General features: G+C 62.3%; 2 protein-coding genes. Both read right to left on the bottom strand.

The window, feature by feature from the left end:
• Window positions 1-663 (bottom strand): SWIM zinc finger family protein (locus tag GSQ89_RS18330; protein ID WP_158927848.1); only part of this gene is annotated, 663 nt, incomplete at its 3' end.
• Window positions 663-2,215: DEAD/DEAH box helicase (locus GSQ89_RS38555; RefSeq protein WP_216856254.1), on the bottom strand; the 1,553-nt coding region annotated here is incomplete at its 5' end. The genes GSQ89_RS18330 and GSQ89_RS38555, both read right to left, overlap by 1 nt.

Consider the following 2,215-nt stretch of genomic DNA (forward strand, 5'->3'; position numbering starts at 1 on the left):
CGGCCCCTGCTTCGACATCGGCAGGACGTTGCCGATATCCGCGACCAGATCGTTCTCGCTCACCGCCCTCAGCCGGAACAACAGTTCCGGTTGGGCATCCAGGCGGGTGCCGACCCCGTACATCACCGCGGCCACGTGCTTGCACATGGACGCACCGTCCGGGCAACTGCACGAAAACCGGATTTCCGACGGCTTCGGGAACAAACCTGTGCCCTGGCGGCAAATCCGCTCCATCACACCTTTGGAAAATCGCCCTTGCAGCAGTTCCACCAGCGAGTCGATCCCACCCGAACAATCGGCACAGATCGATTTCCAGAGAGCCTTCGGTACGGCACCGACAGTGATCTTGACGTTGTAGACCGACGACCCGCTGACCATCGCGATCACTTCGTGGGCCGAGATCCGTAAATCGATCACCGAACCGTTACGGACATAGGTGCGGCCACGCGGCAGGCGGCTCTCGTAATCGCGGTAACTCTCCAGATTGGAGCACCACGCCTTGCCCCAGAACGTAGACGCGATCTTGTTCCCCTCGACCTTGACAGGCGAAACCACCGTTCCCTGCTTCCGCAACTTCGCCACCTCGCGCTCCGCGTTACGGCGGCGTTCCGCGACAGAGACGTAGGCCGGCCACTGGTCCTCGTAATAGCGTGCCACTGCCATCACTCCTTCATTGCGGCGTTCAGATCGAGCGCAACAAGCCGCATGATGTCGTCATTGCCCATCTCGGTCAGGTTGATCTCGGCCCCACCGGTCAGCAGATCATCAGACAGGCTTTTTTTCGAGTCGATCAAGGCGTCGATCTTCTCCTCCACCGTGCCGCGGCAAATAAATTTGTGCACCAGGACGTTCTTTTTCTGCCCAATCCGGTATGCGCGATCCGTGGCCTGATTCTCCACCGCCGGATTCCACCACCGATCGAAATGCACTACGTGCGATGCAGCCGTCAGTGTCAGCCCGGACCCTCCAGCCTTCAGCGACAGGACAAAGAACGGCACTCTCTCATCGTCCTGGAACGTCCGCACCAAATCCTTACGGCTCTTCACCGCCGTGTCGCCGTGCAGCACCAGTCCGGGCCGGCCGAAGATTTGCCCCAGGAAAGCCGCCAGCGGCCCGGTCATTTCCCGAAACTGCGTGAACACCAGCATCTTCTCCTGCCTGGCGGCGACGACCTCGGCGATTTCGCGCAGCCGGCCCCATTTGCCGCTGTCTTCCTCGGCCCAGACCCCGTCGTTCAGCCATTGCGAGGGATGGTTGCAGATCTGCTTGAGCCGCATCAGCATCGTCAGCACGATACCCTTGCGCTGAATGCCGTCAGCTTCCTCCAGCTTTTCCTCCAAATCCGCGACTGCCTGCCCATACAGCGCCGTCTGCCGGCGGCTCAGTCCGCACAGCGCTTTTACCTCGGTCTTATCGGGCAAGTCACCGATGACCGATTTGTCGGTCTTCATCCGCCGCAGAATGTACGGCCGCACAAGGTCCCGCAGCGGGCCATATGGATTGTATGTGCGCTCCGCCAGCCCCTTGGCATAACGGGAAAACTGCTTGGCGTTCCCAAGCAGGCCGGGATTGATGAAGTCGAAGATCGACCACAGGTCGCCCAGGTGATTCTCCACCGGCGTCCCGGTCAGTGCGATCCTGGCCTTGGCCCGCAACGCCTTCGCCGCCTTCGTCTGGCGCGCGACCGGGTTCTTGATCGCCTGCGCCTCATCCAGGATGACAAACCGCCACGATGTTTCCGCCAGCCCCGGCATCCGCAACAGCGATCCGTAGCTGGTGATGACCAGATCGAATTCCACCGCCCGTTCCGGCGTGAACTGCCTGATCTGGTCCGCCGTCATCGCCGAGGGATGCAGGATCGCCGCCTTCAGCCCGGGCGCGAACGTCTCGATCTCCGCCGCCCAGTTCCCCAGCAGCGAGGCTGGCGCGACCAGGAGGCTGGGTTGCCCTGCCGCTTGCTCCACCAGCAGCAGGGACAAAACCTGGATCGTCTTGCCGAGTCCCATGTCGTCGGCCAGACAGGCTCCGAGCCCTAAACTGGAGAGCAGGTGCATCCAGCGCGTACCGGCCCGCTGGTATGGCCGCAACGTCCCTTTCAGGGCCTTGCCTGGATCGACTCCCTCCCCGTCGCCTGATCGCAGCGCCGTCAGCGTCTGCTCCAGCCACGGGCCGGCGGTCACCAGCGACCAATCGGCGTCCACCGAATCCGGATCAT

The sequence above is a fragment of the Acidisphaera sp. S103 genome (genome assembly GCF_009765975.1).
In the GTDB taxonomy this organism is placed as follows: Bacteria; Pseudomonadota; Alphaproteobacteria; order Acetobacterales; family Acetobacteraceae; genus Rhodopila.